Below are 17,604 nucleotides of genomic sequence, written 5' to 3' on the forward strand. Positions count from 1 at the left end.
GAGAATCGCTTTCAAGCGAGGTTCACAAAGCGGACATGATTGTGTAGGTTCCGCGCACATTTCCGGGTGAGCGCACATTTTGCCGCAGCCCGAATTCAACAACAGGAAGAAAACCTCTATATGGCTAAAGAAGAAGTCCTCGAATTCCCGGGCGTCGTGACCGAGCTTCTGCCCAACGCGACGTTCCGCGTGAAGCTTGAAAACGAACACGAAATCATTGCCCACACCGCTGGCCGCATGCGCAAGAACCGTATCCGTGTTCTTGCCGGCGACAAGGTGCTTGTCGAAATGACGCCCTACGACCTCACCAAGGGCCGCATCACCTACCGCTTCAAATAATTGTTCCTAATCTGCGGCGGTCTTTCATGGCGCTTGAACAAAAGCTGATACTGGCCTCCGGTTCTCCGCGCCGTCTCGATCTTCTCAATCAGGCCGGTATCAAGCCTGTGCGGCTGATGCCGATGGATATCGATGAGGCGCCGAAGAAGTCCGAGCATCCGCGTTCGCTTGCCCGCAGGCTCTCGACGGAGAAGGCCGAAGCGGCCTTCGCTGCCGTCAAGGGCGATCCGGCATGGCGGCATAGCTACATTCTCTCGGCCGATACGGTGGTGGCGGTCGGGCGCCGCATTCTGGAGAAGACCGAATACACGGAAGAGGCGTCTTCCGCCCTTCATCTGCTCTCGGGGCGCGGCCATTGGGTCTATACCGGCATCTGCCTGGTGACCCCGGGCGGCCAGTTCCGCCAGAAGGTCGTGCAGACTAAGGTGCGCTTCAAGCGCCTTTCCACCCGCGAAATCGAGAACTATATCGCCTCGGGCGAGTGGCGCGGCAAGGCGGGAGCCTATGCGATCCAGGGCATTGCCGGCGCCTTTGTACAGAAGCTTGTCGGCTCCTATACGAATGTCGTCGGACTGCCGCTTTACGAAGTGACGGCGCTGCTTGCGGGGGAAGGTTTCGACGTAGCGGCGACCTGGCCGGAGGGCTGAGGCCTTCGGCGGATGTGTCGGAGGCCGGCTTTTGCGCTGGCGGTTCCGCGCAAGATACAGGAGTGTTGCAACACAATGGCATCCGAACCGATCAAGACCGGCGGCAAGGTTGAGCCGCTCAGGAAGGCGAGACCCTGCCCGGAATGCGGCAAGCCGTCCTCGCGCGAACATTATCCCTTCTGCTCCGACCGTTGCCGGACGCTTGACCTGTCACGCTGGCTGAACGGCTCCTACGCCATTCCTGTGGCGGAAGATGAAACCAGAGCGGACCGCTCGGACGAGCGCGAATAGGGGAGCCGGGCTATCGGGCTGCTTGCCTTGCTGTTTTTGTTCGGGAATTTGCGATTTTCGCAAACCTGTCAAAAAAGTGGACGGTAGCGCTGGACATGGCCGAACAAGATGTTATAACCCCGCTCGCTTCCGGGGGCGTGACCCCCGCCGGCCTCGGCCGGAAGGCTTTGATGAAGCCTCGATGCCCGGATAGCTCAGTTGGTAGAGCAGCGGATTGAAAATCCGCGTGTCGGTGGTTCAAATCCGCCTCCGGGCACCATTAATCCCTTTAAATCGCTGATTAATGATCGGTAGCGCCAGGTTTTGGGTTGATGTGGCACAGCCGCCGGCAAGGCAGGCGGGGAGACAAATCCCAATGCGGTCTTTATGGATTTACCGGCATTTTGTCAGTCGACTCGGGATATCCGTATGGACCAGCAGTTTTTCGACAGAAGCGCGGTCGAAGTCGCATGCGATCTGATCGGCGTCGAGTTTGATGTCGAGGGCGTTGGCGGCGTTATCGTCGAAACCGAGGCCTATGAGCCGGATGATCCTGCTTCCCACAGCTTTCGGGGACCTACGCCCAGGAATGCGGTCATGTTCGGGCCGCCGGGGCATGCCTATGTCTATCGCTCCTACGGCATTCACTGGTGCTTGAATTTTGTCTGTCGGCCAGGTAGCGCCGTGCTGCTCAGGGCGTTGCAGCCCGTCAGAGGCGTTGATGAAATGGAAAGACGTCGCGGTCGTTCCGATCCGCTGCTTCTATGTTCCGGTCCGGGCCGCGTCTGTCAGGCTCTCGGTGTAACCATTGAGCACAACGGCTTGCCCTTGGGCCAGCCGCCGTTCGAGTTGGCGCGTCCGCAAACGCCGCCACTGGTCGTCACCGGCCGGCGGATCGGCATTTCGCAGGCGGTCGATCTGCCGTGGCGTTTCGGGCTTTCCGGTTCACTGCATGTCAGCAGGAAATTCGCCGGAAAAGGCGGCCTTGCCGTATAGGCCACAAGGTCATTGGAGCTTCCGGGCCGAGCTTGTGGAGGGTGCCGGGGCAAAACCGCGGGGCGGACCGGCCGGATTAAGTTCGCTCCCACTCAACTGCGTAACCTGTGTCTTATCCAAACTAAAACCGGTGTTCCTGCACCTTCTATTAACCTTCGGGCAAGGAATTAACCATACATATTGAAATGCACGGCGAAATGGGATGACCGGGGTCTCCCACCAGGCATGAAGCCGCAAAGCCGTACCGGTGACAGTCCGGTATCCGCTCATGAAAATCCAGGATAGCCTGTGGTGACCGTGTTGCCCGTGCCGGCGGATATTGATCCGCTCTGGCGAGCATCTCCTATTCATCTCCGGTGCCTGGCGGACAGGAGCCGCATGCCGCCAATCCCTGGGGATTGGTTAGATGAATATTGGGGACGGTTTTGGTGCAGGAAACGCCATCGGATCAGGCGCGACGGGGCCAGGCAGGCAGCCTGGGCGAGAGACTGGCATTCGCCGGCCTTGACGGCGAACTGCGCGATCTTCTGCGCCGCTGCCGTCCGCAGCTCGACCGGCATTTGAAGACCGGCCTGCGTGACCTCTTCCATCGCTTTCAATCCTTTCCGGAAGCCGCCCGCAATTTCGAGAGCGAGCAGCAGATCGAGCGGCTGCATGACCTGCAAGCCTCCCATTGGGGCGTGCTGACGGATGCCCGTTTCGATGCGCTTTACGCCGAACGGGTGAAACTGCTCTCCGATACCGAGAGCCGCATGGGGCTCGATCCGCGCTGGCACATTGCCGGCCACGCGGTGATGCTGGAACACCTGATCGCGGGTGCGATCGCCGATCTTGCTCCGAAACCGCTGCTGCCGGGCGGTCGCAAGCGCGAGCAGGAACTGCTCGATCTGGTTGGTGCGATCGTGCGCCTCGTGATGGTTGACGCCGAGATCGCCGTTTCGCTGCGTTTCAATGAATTGCGCCAGCGGCATCAGCGGGCGCTCGCCGAGCAGCGTGAAGCCGATCATGCCGAGGCCGTCGAGACGTTCTCGGATGTCATAGCGGCGCTTGCCGATCACGACCTGACGGCCTGTCTCCCGACAGACGTGCCGGAGGCTTATCGCGACCTCGCCGATCTTCTGGACCGGGCAATCGCGGGCATGCGTTCCTCGGTCGAGACCGCCGATGCCCATCGCGAGAAGGCCGGCGCGCTGACGCACTCACTTTCCGAGGACGCGCGTTCCTTTGCAACCACCTCCGGGGAGCAATCAGAGCGCCTTCAGGACGCGACGCGGGCACTTGTCGACATCGCCACGAAGGTCAAGGAAACCGCCGCCGGAACGACTGAGGCCGAAAAGGCTGCTGCCGAGACACGCCGTTCGGTCGAGGCAAGCGGCGAGGTTGTCGGCCGCGCGATCAGCGCCATGGCCGATATCGAATCTTCGGCCGAGAAGATCGGCCAGATCATCGGCGTTATCGACGACATTGCCTTCCAGACCAATCTTCTGGCCCTGAATGCCGGCATCGAGGCTGCCCGCGCCGGTGAGACAGGCCGCGGCTTCGCCGTCGTCGCGCAGGAAGTGCGCGCACTTGCCCAGCGTTCCGCCGAAGCCGCCCGCGAGATCAAGACGCTGGTCACCGGCACGAAATCGCAGGTGGATGCGGGTGTCGAGATGGTCCATCGCACACAGGACGCGATCGGCGGCATCGTCCGGCAGGTCTCTGAAATCAATGACGCGATCGCCGGCATTGCCCGCGATACCGGCGACCACGCTCATGGCCTTGATCGTCTGACCGCCGAGATCGGCTCTGTAAGCGAACGCGTGGCCTCGAACGCGAGCCTGGCAAGCCGGGCCGGAGAGGGGGCCGATGAACTTCATACCGTGATTCTGGAACTCGGCCGCACGGTCCGCCAGTTCCGGATTGAGCGGCAGGGCCGTTACCCGGAAAAGCATCACCCGGCACCGCCACGCAGTCAGTCAGCGCCCGTCTCGGTGCCGGCTGTTGCAGAACCGGTAGCCTATAACGAATACCTCATTCAGAAACGGCAAGGAATAAGCTGATGGCAGCAAAGAAGGCTGGACCCGGAAGTTTGAAGCTGTCGGCAGTGCTGGACCTCAACGAGGCTTCCGTTCTGCACGGAAAGCTGATGTCCATGCGCGGCAGCGATCTCGTCATCGATGCCTCGGGCGTCGAGCGGGTCGGCGTGCAGTGCGCCCAGGTTCTCGTCGCCGGTGTCATGGCCTGGAAGGAGGACAAGAAATCCTTCCTTGTCGAAAAGGCCTCGGATGCATTTCAGAAGACGATGCAACTCATCGGCATCGATACCGATAATTTGATTGCTAAGGAGATCTAGCAATGAAGAAAAAAGTACTGACCGTGGATGATTCACGCACGATCCGGAACATGCTGCTGGTGACCCTGAACAACGCGGGTTTCGAGACCATTCAGGCGGAAGACGGCGTCGAAGGGCTCGAAGTTCTCGAAGACGCCAATCCGGATGTCATCGTCACCGATATCAACATGCCGCGTCTCGATGGCTTTGGCTTCATCGAAGGCGTCCGCCGCAACGAAAAATATCGCGCCGTTCCGATCCTCGTCCTGACGACGGAAAGCGATCAGGAAAAGAAGAATAGGGCCCGGCAGGCCGGTGCGACGGGTTGGATCGTCAAGCCCTTCGATCCTGCCAAACTGATTGATGCGATCGAGCGTGTAACTGCCTGAGCCGGGAATTTCTCCGATGGATATGAACGAAATCAAAGAGATCTTCTTTCAGGAATGCGAGGAGCAACTCGCTGAACTGGAGTCGGGTCTTCTCAAGCTGAACGACGGGGACCGCGACCCCGAAACGGTGAACGCCGTTTTCCGAGCCGTTCATTCCATCAAGGGTGGCGCTGGCGCCTTCGGTCTGGACGATCTGGTTTCCTTCGCCCACGTTTTCGAGACAACCCTCGACTGTGTGCGCTCCGGCAAGCTGGAGCCCGGCCAGGATGTGCTGAAGGTCATGCTGAAATCAGCGGACGTACTCGCCGATCTCGTCAGCGCTTCGCGCGACGGTGGCAGCGTCGACGAGTCGAGAACCCGTGGCCTGGTCAAGGAACTTGAAGCGCTTGCCAACGGCGAGCTGCCGTCCGCATCAGGTCACGAGGCACCGAAGCCGGCTGCGAAGGCCGCCTCCGCCGCCCCGCAGGAGGAAACTCCCAAGCCCACGGATGAGAGCGGTTTCCAGCCGATCCCCTTCTCCTTCGATGGTTTCGACGATGAGGAGCCGGTGTTCGAAGGCTCGATCTACGAGGTGACCTTCAAGCCGCGCCGCGAACTCTATTCCAAGGGCAATGAGGCGGCGCTCCTGCTGCGCGATCTGTCCCGTATCGGCGAGATGAGCATCGCCTGCGACATGGACGAGCTGCCTGCTCTCGACAAGATGGATCCGGAAGCCTCCTATTTCAGCTGGAAAATTTCGCTGAAGACCAACAAGGGCGAGGACGACATCCGCACGGTCTTCGAATTTGCCGAGTGGGATTGCGATCTCGAAGTGAAGCTTGCCGAGGAAGCATCGACGGATGAAGAACTGCCGATGATCCCGGTTCCGTTCGATCTGTCGATCCTCGATGACGCCTCTGCCGCCGAGGAAGAGGACAAGGCCGTGGAGCCGTCTGCTGTCGAAGAAACCGCGGCTGCGGCTGTCTCGGCTGCCAAGGTGGCGACAGGTATCGTGAAGGCCGCCGACGCGGCCGCTCGCGTCGCCGAAAAGAAGGATGCTGCCTCTTCTGCCGCTGCAGCCGCACAGAACAACGCCGCGGCGGCTGCCGCTGCAGCCGGTCAGACGATCCGTGTCGATCTCGACCGCGTCGACCGCCTGATCAACCTGGTGGGCGAGCTCGTCATCAACCAGGCGATGCTGTCCCAAAGCGTCATCGAAAACGACACGAACGGCACGTCCTCGATCAACATGGGTCTCGAAGAGCTGCAGCAGCTCACCCGCGAGATCCAGGACTCGGTCATGGCGATCCGCGCGCAGCCGGTGAAGCCGGTTTTCCAGCGCATGTCGCGTATCGTCCGCGAAGTGGCTGACATGGTCGGCAAGCAGATCCGTCTGGTCACCGAAGGTGAAAATACCGAAGTCGACAAGACGGTCATCGACAAGCTCGCCGAGCCGCTGACTCACATGATCCGCAACGCGGTCGACCATGGCATCGAGACACCCGAGAAGCGCGAAGCCGCCGGCAAAAATCCGGAAGGCACCGTCAAGCTGTCGGCGAAACATCGGTCGGGCCGCATCCTGATCGAGCTTCAGGATGACGGCGCCGGCATCAATCGCGAACGTGTTCGCCAGAAGGCGATCGACAACGATCTCATTGCTGCCGATGCCAATCTCTCGGACGACGAGATCGACAATCTGATCTTCATGCCGGGCTTCTCGACTGCCGACAAGATCTCCGACATCTCCGGCCGTGGCGTCGGCATGGATGTGGTGAAGCGGTCGATCCAGGCGCTCGGTGGCCGCATCTCGATCTCATCGCGGCCCGGTCACGGGTCCACGTTCACGATGAGCCTGCCGCTGACGCTCGCGGTTCTCGATGGCATGGTCGTGACGGTCGCCGGCCAGACCCTGGTCGTGCCGCTCACCGCAATCGTCGAGACGCTGCAGCCGGAAGCGTCCGCAATCCATTCCTTCGGTGCGAACCAGCGGCTCATTTCGATCCGCAACTCCTTCTGCCCGCTCGTCGATGTCGGCCGCATCCTGAACTTCCGCGCCATCCAGGCGAACCCGGTCGATGGTGTCGCGCTATTGGTGGAATCGGAAGGAGGCGGTCAGCGCGCCCTGATGGTCGACGCGATCCAGGGCCAGCGCCAGGTGGTCATCAAGTCGCTCGAAGCGAACTACACCCATGTGCCAGGTATCGCCGCAGCCACCATCCTGGGTGATGGTCGCGTCGCGCTCATCCTCGATGTCGATGCGGTCGTCGCGGCCTCGCGCGGCCAATCTCTTAAACCAGAAATGGCACTGAAGCCTGAAATGTCACTCGCCGCCACGGGTTAAGACGGGTCAGTTGGTTATGTCGTATGCCGTGAAGAACCTTACTCAGGGAAGTCGGGAACTGATCGCCTTCCGTATCGGTGATCAGGAATTCTGCGTGAACATCATGTCCGTCCGCGAAATCCGCGGCTGGACGCCGGCAACACCGATGCCGCATGCGCCGCCCTACGTGATGGGCGTCATCAATCTGCGTGGCGCGGTTCTGCCGATTGTCGACCTGTCGGCCCGGCTCGGCATGAAGGACGCGGAACCAACCGCGCGCCACGTGATCATCGTGGCACAGGTGAAGACCCGCGTTGTCGGTCTGCTCGTCGAAGCCGTTTCCGATATTCTTACGATTACCGAAGAGAATATCCAGCCGGTGCCGGAAGTCTCTTCCGACCTTGAGAAACAATATGCCCGAGGAATTCTCGCGATCGAAAAGCGGATGATCTGCATGATTGAGCTTGATGCCCTCTTCCCGGAAAAGGAAAGCGAAGCTGCATGAAGCCTTTGGGCGCCGTAGAAAGCCGGCAGTCGCCGGACGACGTGCTCGCGAGCGGAGAATATCCGCTGACGCGCCGCGACCTGTCCGATATTGCGGCGATGATCTATTCGGATGCCGGAATCTATCTCAACGATTCCAAGGCTTCGCTTGTCTATTCGCGTCTGTCGAAGCATATCCGGGCGCTCGGGTTGCGCGGATTCAGGGACTATTGTGCACTGGTGGCTTCGCCGGACGGCGCCGCCGCTCGCCGCGAGATGCTTTCGCACCTGACGACCAATTTCACCCGCTTCTTCCGGGAAAACCACCATTTCGAGCATCTGCGCGACGAGGTCCTGCCGGGGCTGATCAATCGCGCCAAGAGCGGCGGCCGCGTGCGCATCTGGTCGGCCGCCTGTTCGGACGGTCAGGAGCCCTATTCGATCGCACTCACAGTGCTCTCGCTCTTGCCCAATGCCGCGGATTACGATTTCCGTATTCTCGCGACGGATATAGATCCGAAAATCCTCGCGGCAGCCAAGGCCGGCATATACGACGAGAATGCGCTCGAAACCATGACGCCGGCTATGCGCAAGCAATGGTTCCGCGAAGTCGAGGTGAACGGCCGCCGCAAGTTCCAGATCGATGAGCGCGTCAAGAAACTCATCACTTTCAACGAATTGAACCTGATGGCGCAGTGGCCATTCAAGGGCAATTTCGATGTTATCTTCTGCCGCAACGTGGTCATCTATTTCGATGAGCCGACGCAGATGAAGATCTGGTCGCGCTTCGCCTCGCTGCTGGCCGAAGGCGGACATCTTTATATAGGCCATTCCGAACGCGTCTCTGGCGACGCGAAAAACCTGTTCGATAACATCGGCATAACAACTTATCGATATGCCGGTCAGAACGCGGGGAGGAAAGCATGAGCGCTCCGGCACGAGTCCTGGTCGTCGACGATTCGCCCACCATGCGGGGATTGATCACAGCAGTCCTGAATTCCGATCCGGAGGTCAGTGTCGTGGGGCAGGCCGGCGACGCACTGGAGGCGCGTGCGGCGATCAAGCAGCTCAACCCCGATGTTGTTACCCTAGACATCGAAATGCCCAACATGAACGGGCTGGACTTCCTTGAAAAGATCATGCGCCTGCGTCCGATGCCGGTCATCATGGTCTCAGCCATGACCCATCAGGGAGCCAACGCGACGCTCGCGGCGCTGGAGATCGGTGCCTTCGATTGTGTCGGCAAGCCGGCTCCCGGCGACGTGCGTCCTTTCATGGACCTCGCCGAAAAGGTGAAGGCTGCTGCCCGGTCCGGTCACCGCAGGAACGGCCCGGCTCCGGCTCCGGTTGCTGCTCCTGCAGCCGAATATCGCGTCGGCCGCAAGGTCGTGGCGATCGGATCATCGACCGGGGGCGTGGAGGCTCTCATTGCGGTACTGCAAAAGTTCCCGAAAAATTGCCCGCCGACAGTGATTACTCAACATATGCCTTCGACGTTTACGAAAAGTTTTGCCGACAGGCTTAATCGTATCTGCGCTCCTGTGGTGCAGGAAGCAACCGATGGCGCGCGGCTGGAGATCGGCAGGATCTATCTCGCGCCCGGTGGTGACCGGCATCTGCAGGTAGTCAATCCGTCGGCGCCTTGTTGCCGACTGATCGAAAAGGAACCCGTGAACGGGCATAGGCCCTCGGTGGATGTCCTTTTCGATTCAGTCGCTGATCTGGCGGGCCGCAATGCGGTCGGGGTTATCCTGACCGGCATGGGACGCGACGGAGCCGCCGGTCTGCTGAAGATGCGTAGCGCAGGTGCGCGCACCATCGGACAGAACGAAAAGACCTGTGTGGTCTACGGCATGCCGAGGGTCGCCCATGAAATGGGGGCCGTCGAGCAGCAACTGCCGCTGGGCTCCATTGGAGAAGAAGTGTTGAAGTTAACTGCCGCCCGAAAAGAAGGTACCGAATAATGTCTCTCGCTGAAAAAATCAAAGTTCTGATCGTCGATGATCAGGTGACCAGCCGCCTGCTGCTCAGCGATGCTCTGACACAGCTCGGCTTCAAACAGATCACTGCGGCCGGCGACGGCGAGCAGGGCATGAAGATCATGGCCGAACAGCCCCATCATCTGGTGATTTCGGATTTCAACATGCCGAAGATGGACGGCATCGGCTTCCTGCAGGCCGTTCGCAGCAATCCGAACACCAAGAAGGCCGCTTTCATCATCCTGACGGCCCAGGGCGACCGTGCCCTGGTTCAGAAAGCGGCTCAGCTCGGCGCGAACAACGTTCTCGCCAAGCCGTTCACCATCGAAAAGATGAAGGCCGCCATCGAAGCGGTGTTTGGAGCATTGAAATGAATGACGCGGCTGCAGCCAGGCGTGTCCATATTATTCAGGGAGAGTACAAGGTCGTAAACGATCCGAACGTCGTCCTGTCAACGATCCTGGGCTCATGCGTGGCTGCCTGTCTTCGCGATCCTGTCGCCGGTGTCGGCGGCATGAACCACTTCCTGCTTCCGGGCTCCGGAGGTTCCATGGCATCGGGCGGTGATGCGACACGCTACGGCGTGCATCTGATGGAACTTTTGATCAACGGCCTTCTGAAGCAGGGGGCGCGGCGGGACCGCTTGGAAGCGAAGATTTTCGGCGGTGCCAAGACGATTGCCAGTTTCTCGAATGTCGGCGAGCAGAATGCCGCATTCGCCATGCAGTTTCTCAAGGACGAAGGTATCCCGGTGGTCGGTTCCTCGACGGGCGGGGAGCACGGGCGCAAGCTCGAGTTCTGGCCAGTCAGCGGCCGGGCTCGTCAATATCCGCTGACGGGTGCTGAAACCCAAAGGACCGTGGCTATGGAAGAGCGTCCCATACGCATGCCACCAAAGCCGGTCGAAAGCTCTATCGAATTCTTTTGATCACGAGGAAGCCATGAACGATATCGCCACGCCGCCTATTGCTTCCCTCGAGGAATCCCTTCCCGAAATCCTGATGCGGCTGGTGTCCGAACTCCATGACATCGCTTATCTGATCGAGCGGGTCGAACCTCAACTGATAGAGATCGGCGGTCAGGACATCCTGCAGTCGCCGGACAGCATGAAGGTTCTCCAGGGCATCGACCTTGCGGTCCAGAAGACCCGCGGCATCGCCGAATTCATCGACACGATCACCGGCACGATTCCGGACGACTGGACAGTCGATGTTTCCACTGCACTCAGCCTTGTCAAGCTTGCCGACATGCAGAAGGCACTGGCAAACGGCCTGCGTCACGGTCATTCTCAACCGCTGAGCAAGGCGGCTGGAGATTTTGATTTCTTCTGACGCATTTTCTTCCGGCTATCGAAGCTCGGAAGCCTTCTTCAAATCCCATCCGTAATCGTCAAAGGCTTCTTGCCTACGAAACGCTCGCACAAGCTTCGCTTTCTAGGGTGCGCCTAGGCAGAAGCTCTATATCCGTGTTTGGCGATGTGGGAACAGAATGAATCTGTTAGCTCAATTTTCACAAGTCGTTAAAAATCTGGCCAATCTCGGCCAGACTCGACTTATTGCTTTAGGCGCCGTCGGCGTCGTTTCGATTGCGATCGTTCTTGCTGCGGCCATCTTTGTGAACAAGCCCGCCTACGAGACGCTGTATGTCAACCTGGACACCACCGACCTGAATCAGGTCAGCATGGCGTTGGCTGAAGCGAACATGGCGTTCGAAGTCGGCACGGATGGCTCGAGCATCCAGGTTCCGGTCGGCAGCACAAGCAGAGCCCGGTTGCTGCTCGCCGAACGTGGCCTGCCCAACAGCACCAATGCCGGCTATGAACTCTTCGACAACGTTGGTTCGTTGGGGCTCACCTCTTTCATGCAGGAGGTGACTCGCGTTCGTGCCCTCGAAGGGGAGATCTCTCGCTCGATCCAGCAGATCAACGGCGTTACCGCCGCCCGTGTTCATATCGTAATGCCGGATGTCGGAAACTTCCGCAGAGGTGAGCAAAAGCCGACCGCCTCGGTGATGATCCGGGCGAGTGCAACAGCCGGCCGCAAGGCCGCTTCATCGATTCGTCATCTGGTCGCATCTGCGGTCCCCGGCCTCGATGTGGATGATGTGACCATTCTTGATTCCACTGGTCAGCTGCTTGCTTCCGGTGACGAGACCGGCGGTGCACTGAACAAGTCATTGGGCATCGTCCAGAATGTGCAGCAGGAAATTGAAAACAGTATCGACAAGGCCCTTGCTCCTTTCCTCGGCATGGACAATTTCCGCTCCAGCGTGACGGCCACGCTCAACACGGACAGCCAGCAGATCCAGGAAACGATCTATGATCCGAATTCCCGGGTCGAGCGTTCGGTCCGCACCACCAAGGAAGCGGCGAAGTCGCAGCAGATGCAGAATGACAACGCTGCAACCGTTGAGCAGAACGTACCGCAGGCGGCTCCTCAGCAGGGAGGCCCGGCAGGACCGCAATCTTCCGATCAGTCCGACAAGCGGGAAGAGCAGACCAATTACGAAATCAATCAGAGGACCGTCGCCACGACGCGCAACAGTTATCAGATCGAAAAGGTCTCGGTGGCAGTCGTCGTCAACAAGGGGCGCATCGAGAGGATGGTCGGCGAACCGGTCGATCAGGCCAAGATCGATGCCTATCTCGCCGAAATGCAGAAGATCGTCTCTTCGGCTGCCGGCATCAGTTCAGAGCGCGGCGATGTCGTAACATTGACCGCCATGGACTTCCTTGAGAATCAGCTTCTGGAAGAGGCTGCCAGCGGCCCGGGTTTCATGGAGACGCTGACACGCAACGTGGGTGGCATCATCAATTCGCTCGCCTTTGTCGTCGTTGCCTTCCTGGTGGTCTGGCTCGGTCTGCGCCCGCTCATCCGCACCGTCAGCGGCACCGGCGTGGCGGGCGAAGTTGCGACCGAAGGCGCCGGGCTCGAATTGCCGGATTTCTCTCCGGCCGGCGGCAGTCCGTCGCTTATGGAAGGGTTCGGCGCAGATTTCGGCTTCGACAGTTCGGACGATATTCTGGGCAGTGGCGAAGGCGAAGGCTTCAACCGTCGCGTCAAGGAAGGCCCGGAGAAACGTCTTGCCCGGATGGTCGAGATTTCCGAAGAGCGCGCCGCAAAGATTCTTCGCAAATGGGCTATCGAAAAAGCTGCCTGACAAACTATCACGAAAATATGATCGTGCGGGGCCGGATACATTCCGGCCCCTTTCTTTTCAGTGGTGCCACACACTTGGCCAATTCTTCTGAATCGCGAATCAGTGGACGAGGGGGGCAACTGGGGAAATCCTGCCCTCGGACGATGGTAATTGATGACGTCTCTCCTACAATGACCTTGATTCGCACGGTGAGTTCTGAGGGTCCGAGGAGGGTGGACCTGCCGCGCTATCCAGCTACGGGCGAAAAAGCAGAAGCGGCTATGAACACGGTCCTTTTGGGTGATTCGTCCGGAAATTCGGGATCGTTTCGGCGTTGGGACGGTTGTGCGTCAGTCAGAAGTGCCGCGATGCGCGTATTCATCAGGAAATGCGTGACGTGGCGGGGAGTAGATAACGGATGGAGTTATCGGGGGTAGACAAGACAACGGAAGGGCTCTCCCTGAGAGAGGCTGCCGGCTCCAGGGTCCTGTCGCGTGAGCAACTGGCTCGCCGCCTCGCAGTGGTGACGAGTTCGAACAATGTTCAAGGGGTGATGCGCCTGCTGGCGGATTATGTCGGCGCTTCCCACTTCCTTCTTGCCCGCTATGATTTGATCCAGGAACAGGGCCTCGATTTTATCGTCACGTCGAATTGGCCGTTCGATCTCGTTCGGCGTCTGGGCTCGGAACTCGCCAGCGGTTATGCGCGCTCCACCGAGCTTGAGAAATGCCTTTCCCTGCTGACGCCGAGTTTCGCGCTTTTGCCGGACGATGTGACACCGCCTGACGACATCAGTCGCCAATACTGCTCATTGACGTTCTGCGTTGGCAGAACGCGGTTCTCGCTGATGCTGCTTTTCCTGGAAGGCACCATCCTGTCGCAGGAGCGTCTGAGGGAAGTGGGGCTGCTGGCCGCTTATGGCGCAAGTTTTGCCGAGAATGCTGACGTCAGGACAGAGCGGGAATTCGAGCTGACGGAGCGGGAACTGGAGTGTCTTTTCTGGATCGCAGAGGGAAAGACCAGTGACGAGATTGCCGTGATCCTGGGCATATCGCGCAACACCATCAACAATTACATCACAAGCGTGATGCGCAAGACCGCAACAAAAACCCGTTCCGAGGCGATTGCCTACGCGGTACGGAACAATCTGGTGTAGGGGCTGATTTTCAATGGGTTATTCGCGCAGCGGCACGGCAGACGGACCTGGAAGCATCCAGTATCTTCGCCTCCAACGCGCTTCGAGCCGGTCGGATATCTTTCCCAAGCTCACCGCCATGCAGAAGAATCTGAAGGCGCGCAATTTTGCGGTTTTCCGCATCGCCGGCGCCGGTCTGCCCAACAAGCGCAAGCTCGTCTGCGAATTGGACAACTGGGCGGCCGGCATGGTCGAAAGCGGCAACCAACTGATCAGCGGTTATGGGGAGATCCTGCTCGACCATATCGAAATTTCCCTGCTGCCGCTGATTTGGAATGGATCGGAGAATACCAGTTTTGCCGACGCCGGCGAATTTTCCCCACTGACGCGCCGGCTGCCTTCCAATGTCGTGCCCTTTTCGGGGATTGCGTTCCCGGTGCGACTTGGAGCTCTCGGGAACGGGTATGTGACATTTGTCGCCACATCCATGGAGTTATCGAGTGACGCCATCATCGATCAGCATGTCAGAAGCTGCCAGGTCATGATGGATCTGCTGGCGCTCGATGAGCGCCGCAGCGTGCCTGCCGAGTCGTTGAGCGAACGCGAGATTGCCTGCCTTCAACTCGCTGGCGACGGCCGGATCAGCGAGGAGATCGCCGAGAAGCTCGGCCTGTCCGTCCATACCGTGAATGCCTATCTGGGTTCGGCGACCATAAAGCTCGATTCAGTCAATCGTATCCAGGCGATCGCCAAGGCCATTCGGCTCGGTTATATCCACTGATTTTCCGGAAACAGAGCGCGGCCCGGATGCCGCCCGGTAACGTCCCTCACATGGAGGATGCGCTGGTTCTCGCGAACTTGGCTTCCTGCAGGCTTCTCGCCAGGAACGCGGTATTGTCGTCCGGATTATCCATGGGCTCCTGGAAGGAGATGTGGTCGATCTCCAGGCCCGCCTTGCTGTAGGCCAGCGTCAAGCGTGCATAAACCGAAACGCCGCGCGGCTTGATTTCGAGATCAAGGACGACCTCCGGCGCACCATCCCATTCGAGCTTGTAATCGCCACCAGCGCCAAAGCTCACCGTACCGGGATGAAAATAAAGTTCGGCAGCGGACGATACGAGATCGGCGAGGCTGCCGTAGCACTCCAGGCGCAAAAGCGAGATGAGGTCGCCTGCATCGAGCAGGCGAAGCTCGGAAGCCACCGGACTGATTGCTTGTGCGACGATTTTTTCCCGTTCGATGGAATAGGTGCATTTTTTCATGACGCTCAGCGTGCCCGTTTTTTTAGAGACCGGGATGCGTAGACCCGGTGCACAAGTTCTGCCACAGCCTTGTAGAAGGCTGGTGGAATGACACTATCCACTGAGACTTGCGCAAACATGGAGCGTGCCAGGGGCGGATCTTCGAAAACAGGGATGCCGTTGGCTTCGGCTATTTCACGGATCTTGAGGGCGATCAGGTCCTGTCCCTTGGCCACGACCACGGGTGCGTCGTTCTCCTCGCGCACGTATCGCAAGGCGACGGCATAGTGAGTCGGATTGGCGATGACGAGTGTGGCGCGAGGCACATTGTTGATCATGCGGCGGCGGGCTCGGTCGCGAGCCACCGATTTCTGGCGTGACTTGACGATCGGGTCGCCCTGCGCCTGCTTATATTCGTCCTTGACCTCCTGTTTGGTCATCTTGAGTTGGTTGTACCAGTGATGACGGGTCCACAGGACGTCGACGACCGCCAGGAAGCCGGCGGAAAGGATGACGACGATCACCATCTTCCTGATAATCGTGTCCAGCTTGACGAGAATGACCTGAGGATCAGAGAACATCGCATCCAGCGAGGCGAAAAACTCGCCCCGCAACGTGAAATACATGATGATCGAGACAATCAGGATCTTGAAGAGTGACTTCCCGAATTCCACCAACCCCGGAATGCTGTAGATTCGGCCAAAACCCTTCATCGGCGAAAGCCGGGAAATCTGTGGCCGCACACGTTCGAGCACCAACGACGGCATGTTCTGCGCAAACGACGAAGCCAGCCCGAATACAACAAAGAGCAGCATGGCGGGAACCAGCAAGGCCGCGATCGCCCAGGCAAGGTGGACACCAAGCGAGACGACGTCCGGCGTGTTCTCCAGCCGCCATTGATCCGGTTGCTCGAAAAGGTCTTTCAGCGTTTCGCCGACCCGCATTATCCCTGACGGAAGGAAGAAGACGAGGAAGACATAAAAGGCGAGGATGGAGGCAAAGAGCGGCACTTCCCGTGAAAAGGGTATGTTACCCTTTTCCGCCGCCTCGGTCATTCGTTTGGCGGTGGGGTTTTCTGTTTTGCTGTCCTTGTCTTCATCCGACACGGCGCTGGACCAATCGATCTTGGGTTGCGGGGACGTGGCTCAAACGAATCGGCCGCCGCCGCCAGCGATGTTATCGCATCGCCGGCTACCCGCTAATCGAGTCAACAAAAAGACTGTGGGTTGCGGGATTGATGGCAATGCCAGCCGCAACGAAAACGGAGTGAGGATCGCCCCCACCCCGTTTCCCTTCCTCGTGCATCATTCCGTATCAGGCGGCTTCCGCCGGCTTTTCTTCGTCCTTCTTTTCTTCCTTGAGAAGAATCTGGCCGGAGTTGGCGAGCCGGATTGCTTCCTGTGCGACGGCGCGGCGGGCGATCGCCACTTCGCGCGGATTGAGGTTCGGAGCCTGGACGGCGAGATCGCTTTCGATCATGCGGCGCTGACGCGGGCTGATCGCCGAAAGTACGCATTCCCTGATCTCGTTGTTCGAGCCGCGCAGTGCCATGGTGAGAATGTCTGCCGCCACGTCGTTGAGCAGCATGACGCGGCTGCGTTGCGGCATGTACAGGAGGTCTTCGAAGAGGAAGATTTTCGGGCGGACCTTGTTGACCGATTCCTTGCTGATCGTTTCGAGCGAGTTGAGCAGGGTATCGACCTGGTTCTTCTCGAGTTCGTTCATGAGCTCGGCAACCTTGTTCGAGCCGTTGGCGTTGCGCTCCGCGTCGATTGCGGCGATCAGCTCGATCACCCGGTTTTCGATGATCTGCGCTGCCTTGGGGCTGACTTCCTTCATGTTGACGGCACGGTTCATGATGTCGGCACGACGGCTCTCGGGGAGCTGAAGCAGGACTTTCGCACCGAAACTGGAGGGCATCTGCGAAAGGATGTAGGCAATGGTCTGCGGATGTTCGCGCGACAGGAACTTGCCCACGAACGCGGGCTCGGCATCTTGCAGCCGGTCCCAGATATTGGCTTGGTAGGCCTCGAAGGCGGCGCGGCGGCCGAGCAGCCCATCCACCTCTTCCGGGGTCAGGCCAGCTTCGAGAATGCCCTCGATCGCTGCCGCATTGTCCATGAGGCCGGTACCCTCGGTGAACAGGTCCTCGAATTCGTTCACGACCTGAAGAAGTTCATCGGGCGGGATCGCGCGGAGCGCCTGTGCCGAAGCAATGATATTCTGCAACTCGCTCTGGGTGAAATATTTGAGAAGTTTGCCGGCGACGCCCTTGCCCATGGCGAGAAGAACTGCAGCCGCTTTTTCGGCTTGGGACAGCGGTTTCGTAGAAAGTGCGCTACCGCCGAAATCCTCAAAGTCCATCATGGTCTTC

Annotated in this window: 20 protein-coding genes and 1 tRNA gene; 18 read left to right on the plus strand and 3 right to left on the minus strand. The window is 59.3% G+C overall.

What is annotated here, in order from left to right; all coding sequences use genetic code 11:
• The first annotated feature begins 120 nt into the window (after positions 1–120).
• The 18 genes from infA (at position 121) to visR (ending at position 14,770) form a co-directional block, all read left to right on the plus strand.
• The gene (gene infA, locus J2046_RS01725; RefSeq protein WP_004435948.1) at positions 121–339 is read left to right on the plus strand and encodes a translation initiation factor IF-1; all 219 of its coding nucleotides are present in this window, start codon (positions 121–123) and stop codon (positions 337–339) included.
• 26 nt (positions 340–365) lie between these two features.
• On the plus strand, positions 366–986 hold the full coding sequence (locus J2046_RS01730) for a Maf-like protein (RefSeq protein WP_037158844.1): 621 nt from the start codon (positions 366–368) through the stop codon (positions 984–986).
• A gap of 75 nt (positions 987–1,061) precedes the next feature.
• Positions 1,062–1,277 (plus strand): DNA gyrase inhibitor YacG, encoded by a 216-nt coding sequence (yacG, locus tag J2046_RS01735; protein WP_210048531.1) that lies wholly within the window; start codon positions 1,062–1,064, stop codon positions 1,275–1,277.
• Positions 1,278–1,460: 183 nt separating this feature from the next.
• Positions 1,461–1,536 (plus strand) — tRNA-Phe (locus J2046_RS01740).
• A gap of 149 nt (positions 1,537–1,685) precedes the next feature.
• On the plus strand, positions 1,686–2,252 hold the full coding sequence (locus J2046_RS01745) for a DNA-3-methyladenine glycosylase (RefSeq protein WP_210048539.1): 567 nt from the start codon (positions 1,686–1,688) through the stop codon (positions 2,250–2,252).
• A gap of 425 nt (positions 2,253–2,677) precedes the next feature.
• The gene (locus J2046_RS01750; RefSeq protein WP_210048541.1) at positions 2,678–4,294 is read left to right on the plus strand and encodes a globin-coupled sensor protein; all 1,617 of its coding nucleotides are present in this window, start codon (positions 2,678–2,680) and stop codon (positions 4,292–4,294) included.
• Positions 4,294–4,587 (plus strand): STAS domain-containing protein, encoded by a 294-nt coding sequence (locus J2046_RS01755; protein WP_210048543.1) that lies wholly within the window; start codon positions 4,294–4,296, stop codon positions 4,585–4,587. The genes J2046_RS01750 and J2046_RS01755 overlap by 1 nt, the downstream gene beginning before the upstream one ends.
• Positions 4,588–4,589: 2 nt before the next feature.
• Positions 4,590–4,955, plus strand: coding sequence for a chemotaxis response regulator CheY1 (gene cheY1 / locus J2046_RS01760; RefSeq protein ID WP_037158833.1), 366 nt, complete (start codon positions 4,590–4,592; stop codon positions 4,953–4,955).
• Between the two features lie 16 nt (positions 4,956–4,971).
• Positions 4,972–7,275 (plus strand): chemotaxis protein CheA, encoded by a 2,304-nt coding sequence (locus tag J2046_RS01765; protein ID WP_210048545.1) that lies wholly within the window; start codon positions 4,972–4,974, stop codon positions 7,273–7,275.
• Between the two features lie 16 nt (positions 7,276–7,291).
• Positions 7,292–7,759: a chemotaxis protein CheW gene (locus J2046_RS01770; protein ID WP_210048547.1), complete on the plus strand. Its 468-nt coding sequence runs from the start codon at positions 7,292–7,294 to the stop codon at positions 7,757–7,759.
• On the plus strand, positions 7,756–8,664 hold the full coding sequence (gene cheR / locus J2046_RS01775) for a protein-glutamate O-methyltransferase CheR (RefSeq protein ID WP_210048549.1): 909 nt from the start codon (positions 7,756–7,758) through the stop codon (positions 8,662–8,664). The genes J2046_RS01770 and cheR overlap by 4 nt, the downstream gene beginning before the upstream one ends.
• Entirely contained in the window at positions 8,661–9,701 is a 1,041-nt protein-coding gene (gene cheB, locus J2046_RS01780; protein ID WP_210048552.1) for a protein-glutamate O-methylesterase CheB, read from the plus strand. Before cheR ends, cheB begins: the two co-directional genes overlap by 4 nt.
• Positions 9,701–10,090 carry a response regulator gene (locus tag J2046_RS01785; RefSeq protein WP_037158816.1) on the plus strand — a complete coding sequence of 130 codons (390 nt, stop codon included), beginning with the start codon at positions 9,701–9,703 and terminating at the stop codon, positions 10,088–10,090. The genes cheB and J2046_RS01785 overlap by 1 nt, the downstream gene beginning before the upstream one ends.
• Positions 10,087–10,644 (plus strand): chemoreceptor glutamine deamidase CheD, encoded by a 558-nt coding sequence (gene cheD / locus J2046_RS01790; RefSeq protein WP_210048553.1) that lies wholly within the window; start codon positions 10,087–10,089, stop codon positions 10,642–10,644. Before J2046_RS01785 ends, cheD begins: the two co-directional genes overlap by 4 nt.
• A 13-nt stretch (positions 10,645–10,657) precedes the next feature.
• Positions 10,658–11,047, plus strand: a complete 390-nt coding sequence (gene cheT / locus J2046_RS01795) for a chemotaxis protein CheT (protein ID WP_210048555.1) — start codon at positions 10,658–10,660, stop codon at positions 11,045–11,047.
• A 157-nt stretch (positions 11,048–11,204) separates the two neighbouring features.
• Positions 11,205–12,875: a flagellar basal-body MS-ring/collar protein FliF gene (fliF, locus tag J2046_RS01800; RefSeq protein WP_210048557.1), complete on the plus strand. Its 1,671-nt coding sequence runs from the start codon at positions 11,205–11,207 to the stop codon at positions 12,873–12,875.
• A 397-nt stretch (positions 12,876–13,272) separates the two neighbouring features.
• Complete coding sequence (gene visN / locus J2046_RS01805; protein ID WP_210048559.1) at positions 13,273–14,010, plus strand: transcriptional regulator VisN; 738 nt, start codon at positions 13,273–13,275, stop codon at positions 14,008–14,010.
• A 13-nt stretch (positions 14,011–14,023) separates the two neighbouring features.
• On the plus strand, positions 14,024–14,770 hold the full coding sequence (visR, locus tag J2046_RS01810; RefSeq protein ID WP_210048567.1) for a transcriptional regulator VisR: 747 nt from the start codon (positions 14,024–14,026) through the stop codon (positions 14,768–14,770).
• A gap of 46 nt (positions 14,771–14,816) precedes the next feature.
• Here visR and J2046_RS01815 read toward each other — a convergent pair whose 3' ends face one another.
• From J2046_RS01815 to fliG, 3 genes are all read right to left on the minus strand, one after another.
• Positions 14,817–15,251 (minus strand): hypothetical protein, encoded by a 435-nt coding sequence (locus tag J2046_RS01815; RefSeq protein WP_210048569.1) that lies wholly within the window; start codon positions 15,249–15,251, stop codon positions 14,817–14,819.
• A gap of 5 nt (positions 15,252–15,256) precedes the next feature.
• Positions 15,257–16,336 (minus strand): flagellar biosynthesis protein FlhB, encoded by a 1,080-nt coding sequence (gene flhB / locus J2046_RS01820; RefSeq protein WP_210048571.1) that lies wholly within the window; start codon positions 16,334–16,336, stop codon positions 15,257–15,259.
• 208 nt (positions 16,337–16,544) lie between these two features.
• Positions 16,545–17,597 carry a flagellar motor switch protein FliG gene (fliG, locus tag J2046_RS01825; RefSeq protein ID WP_210048573.1) on the minus strand — a complete coding sequence of 351 codons (1,053 nt, stop codon included), beginning with the start codon at positions 17,595–17,597 and terminating at the stop codon, positions 16,545–16,547.
• Positions 17,598–17,604: the final 7 nt, after the last annotated feature.

Origin of the sequence: Neorhizobium petrolearium, assembly GCF_017873175.1 — a bacterium.
Lineage (GTDB): Bacteria > Pseudomonadota > Alphaproteobacteria > Rhizobiales > Rhizobiaceae > Neorhizobium > Neorhizobium petrolearium.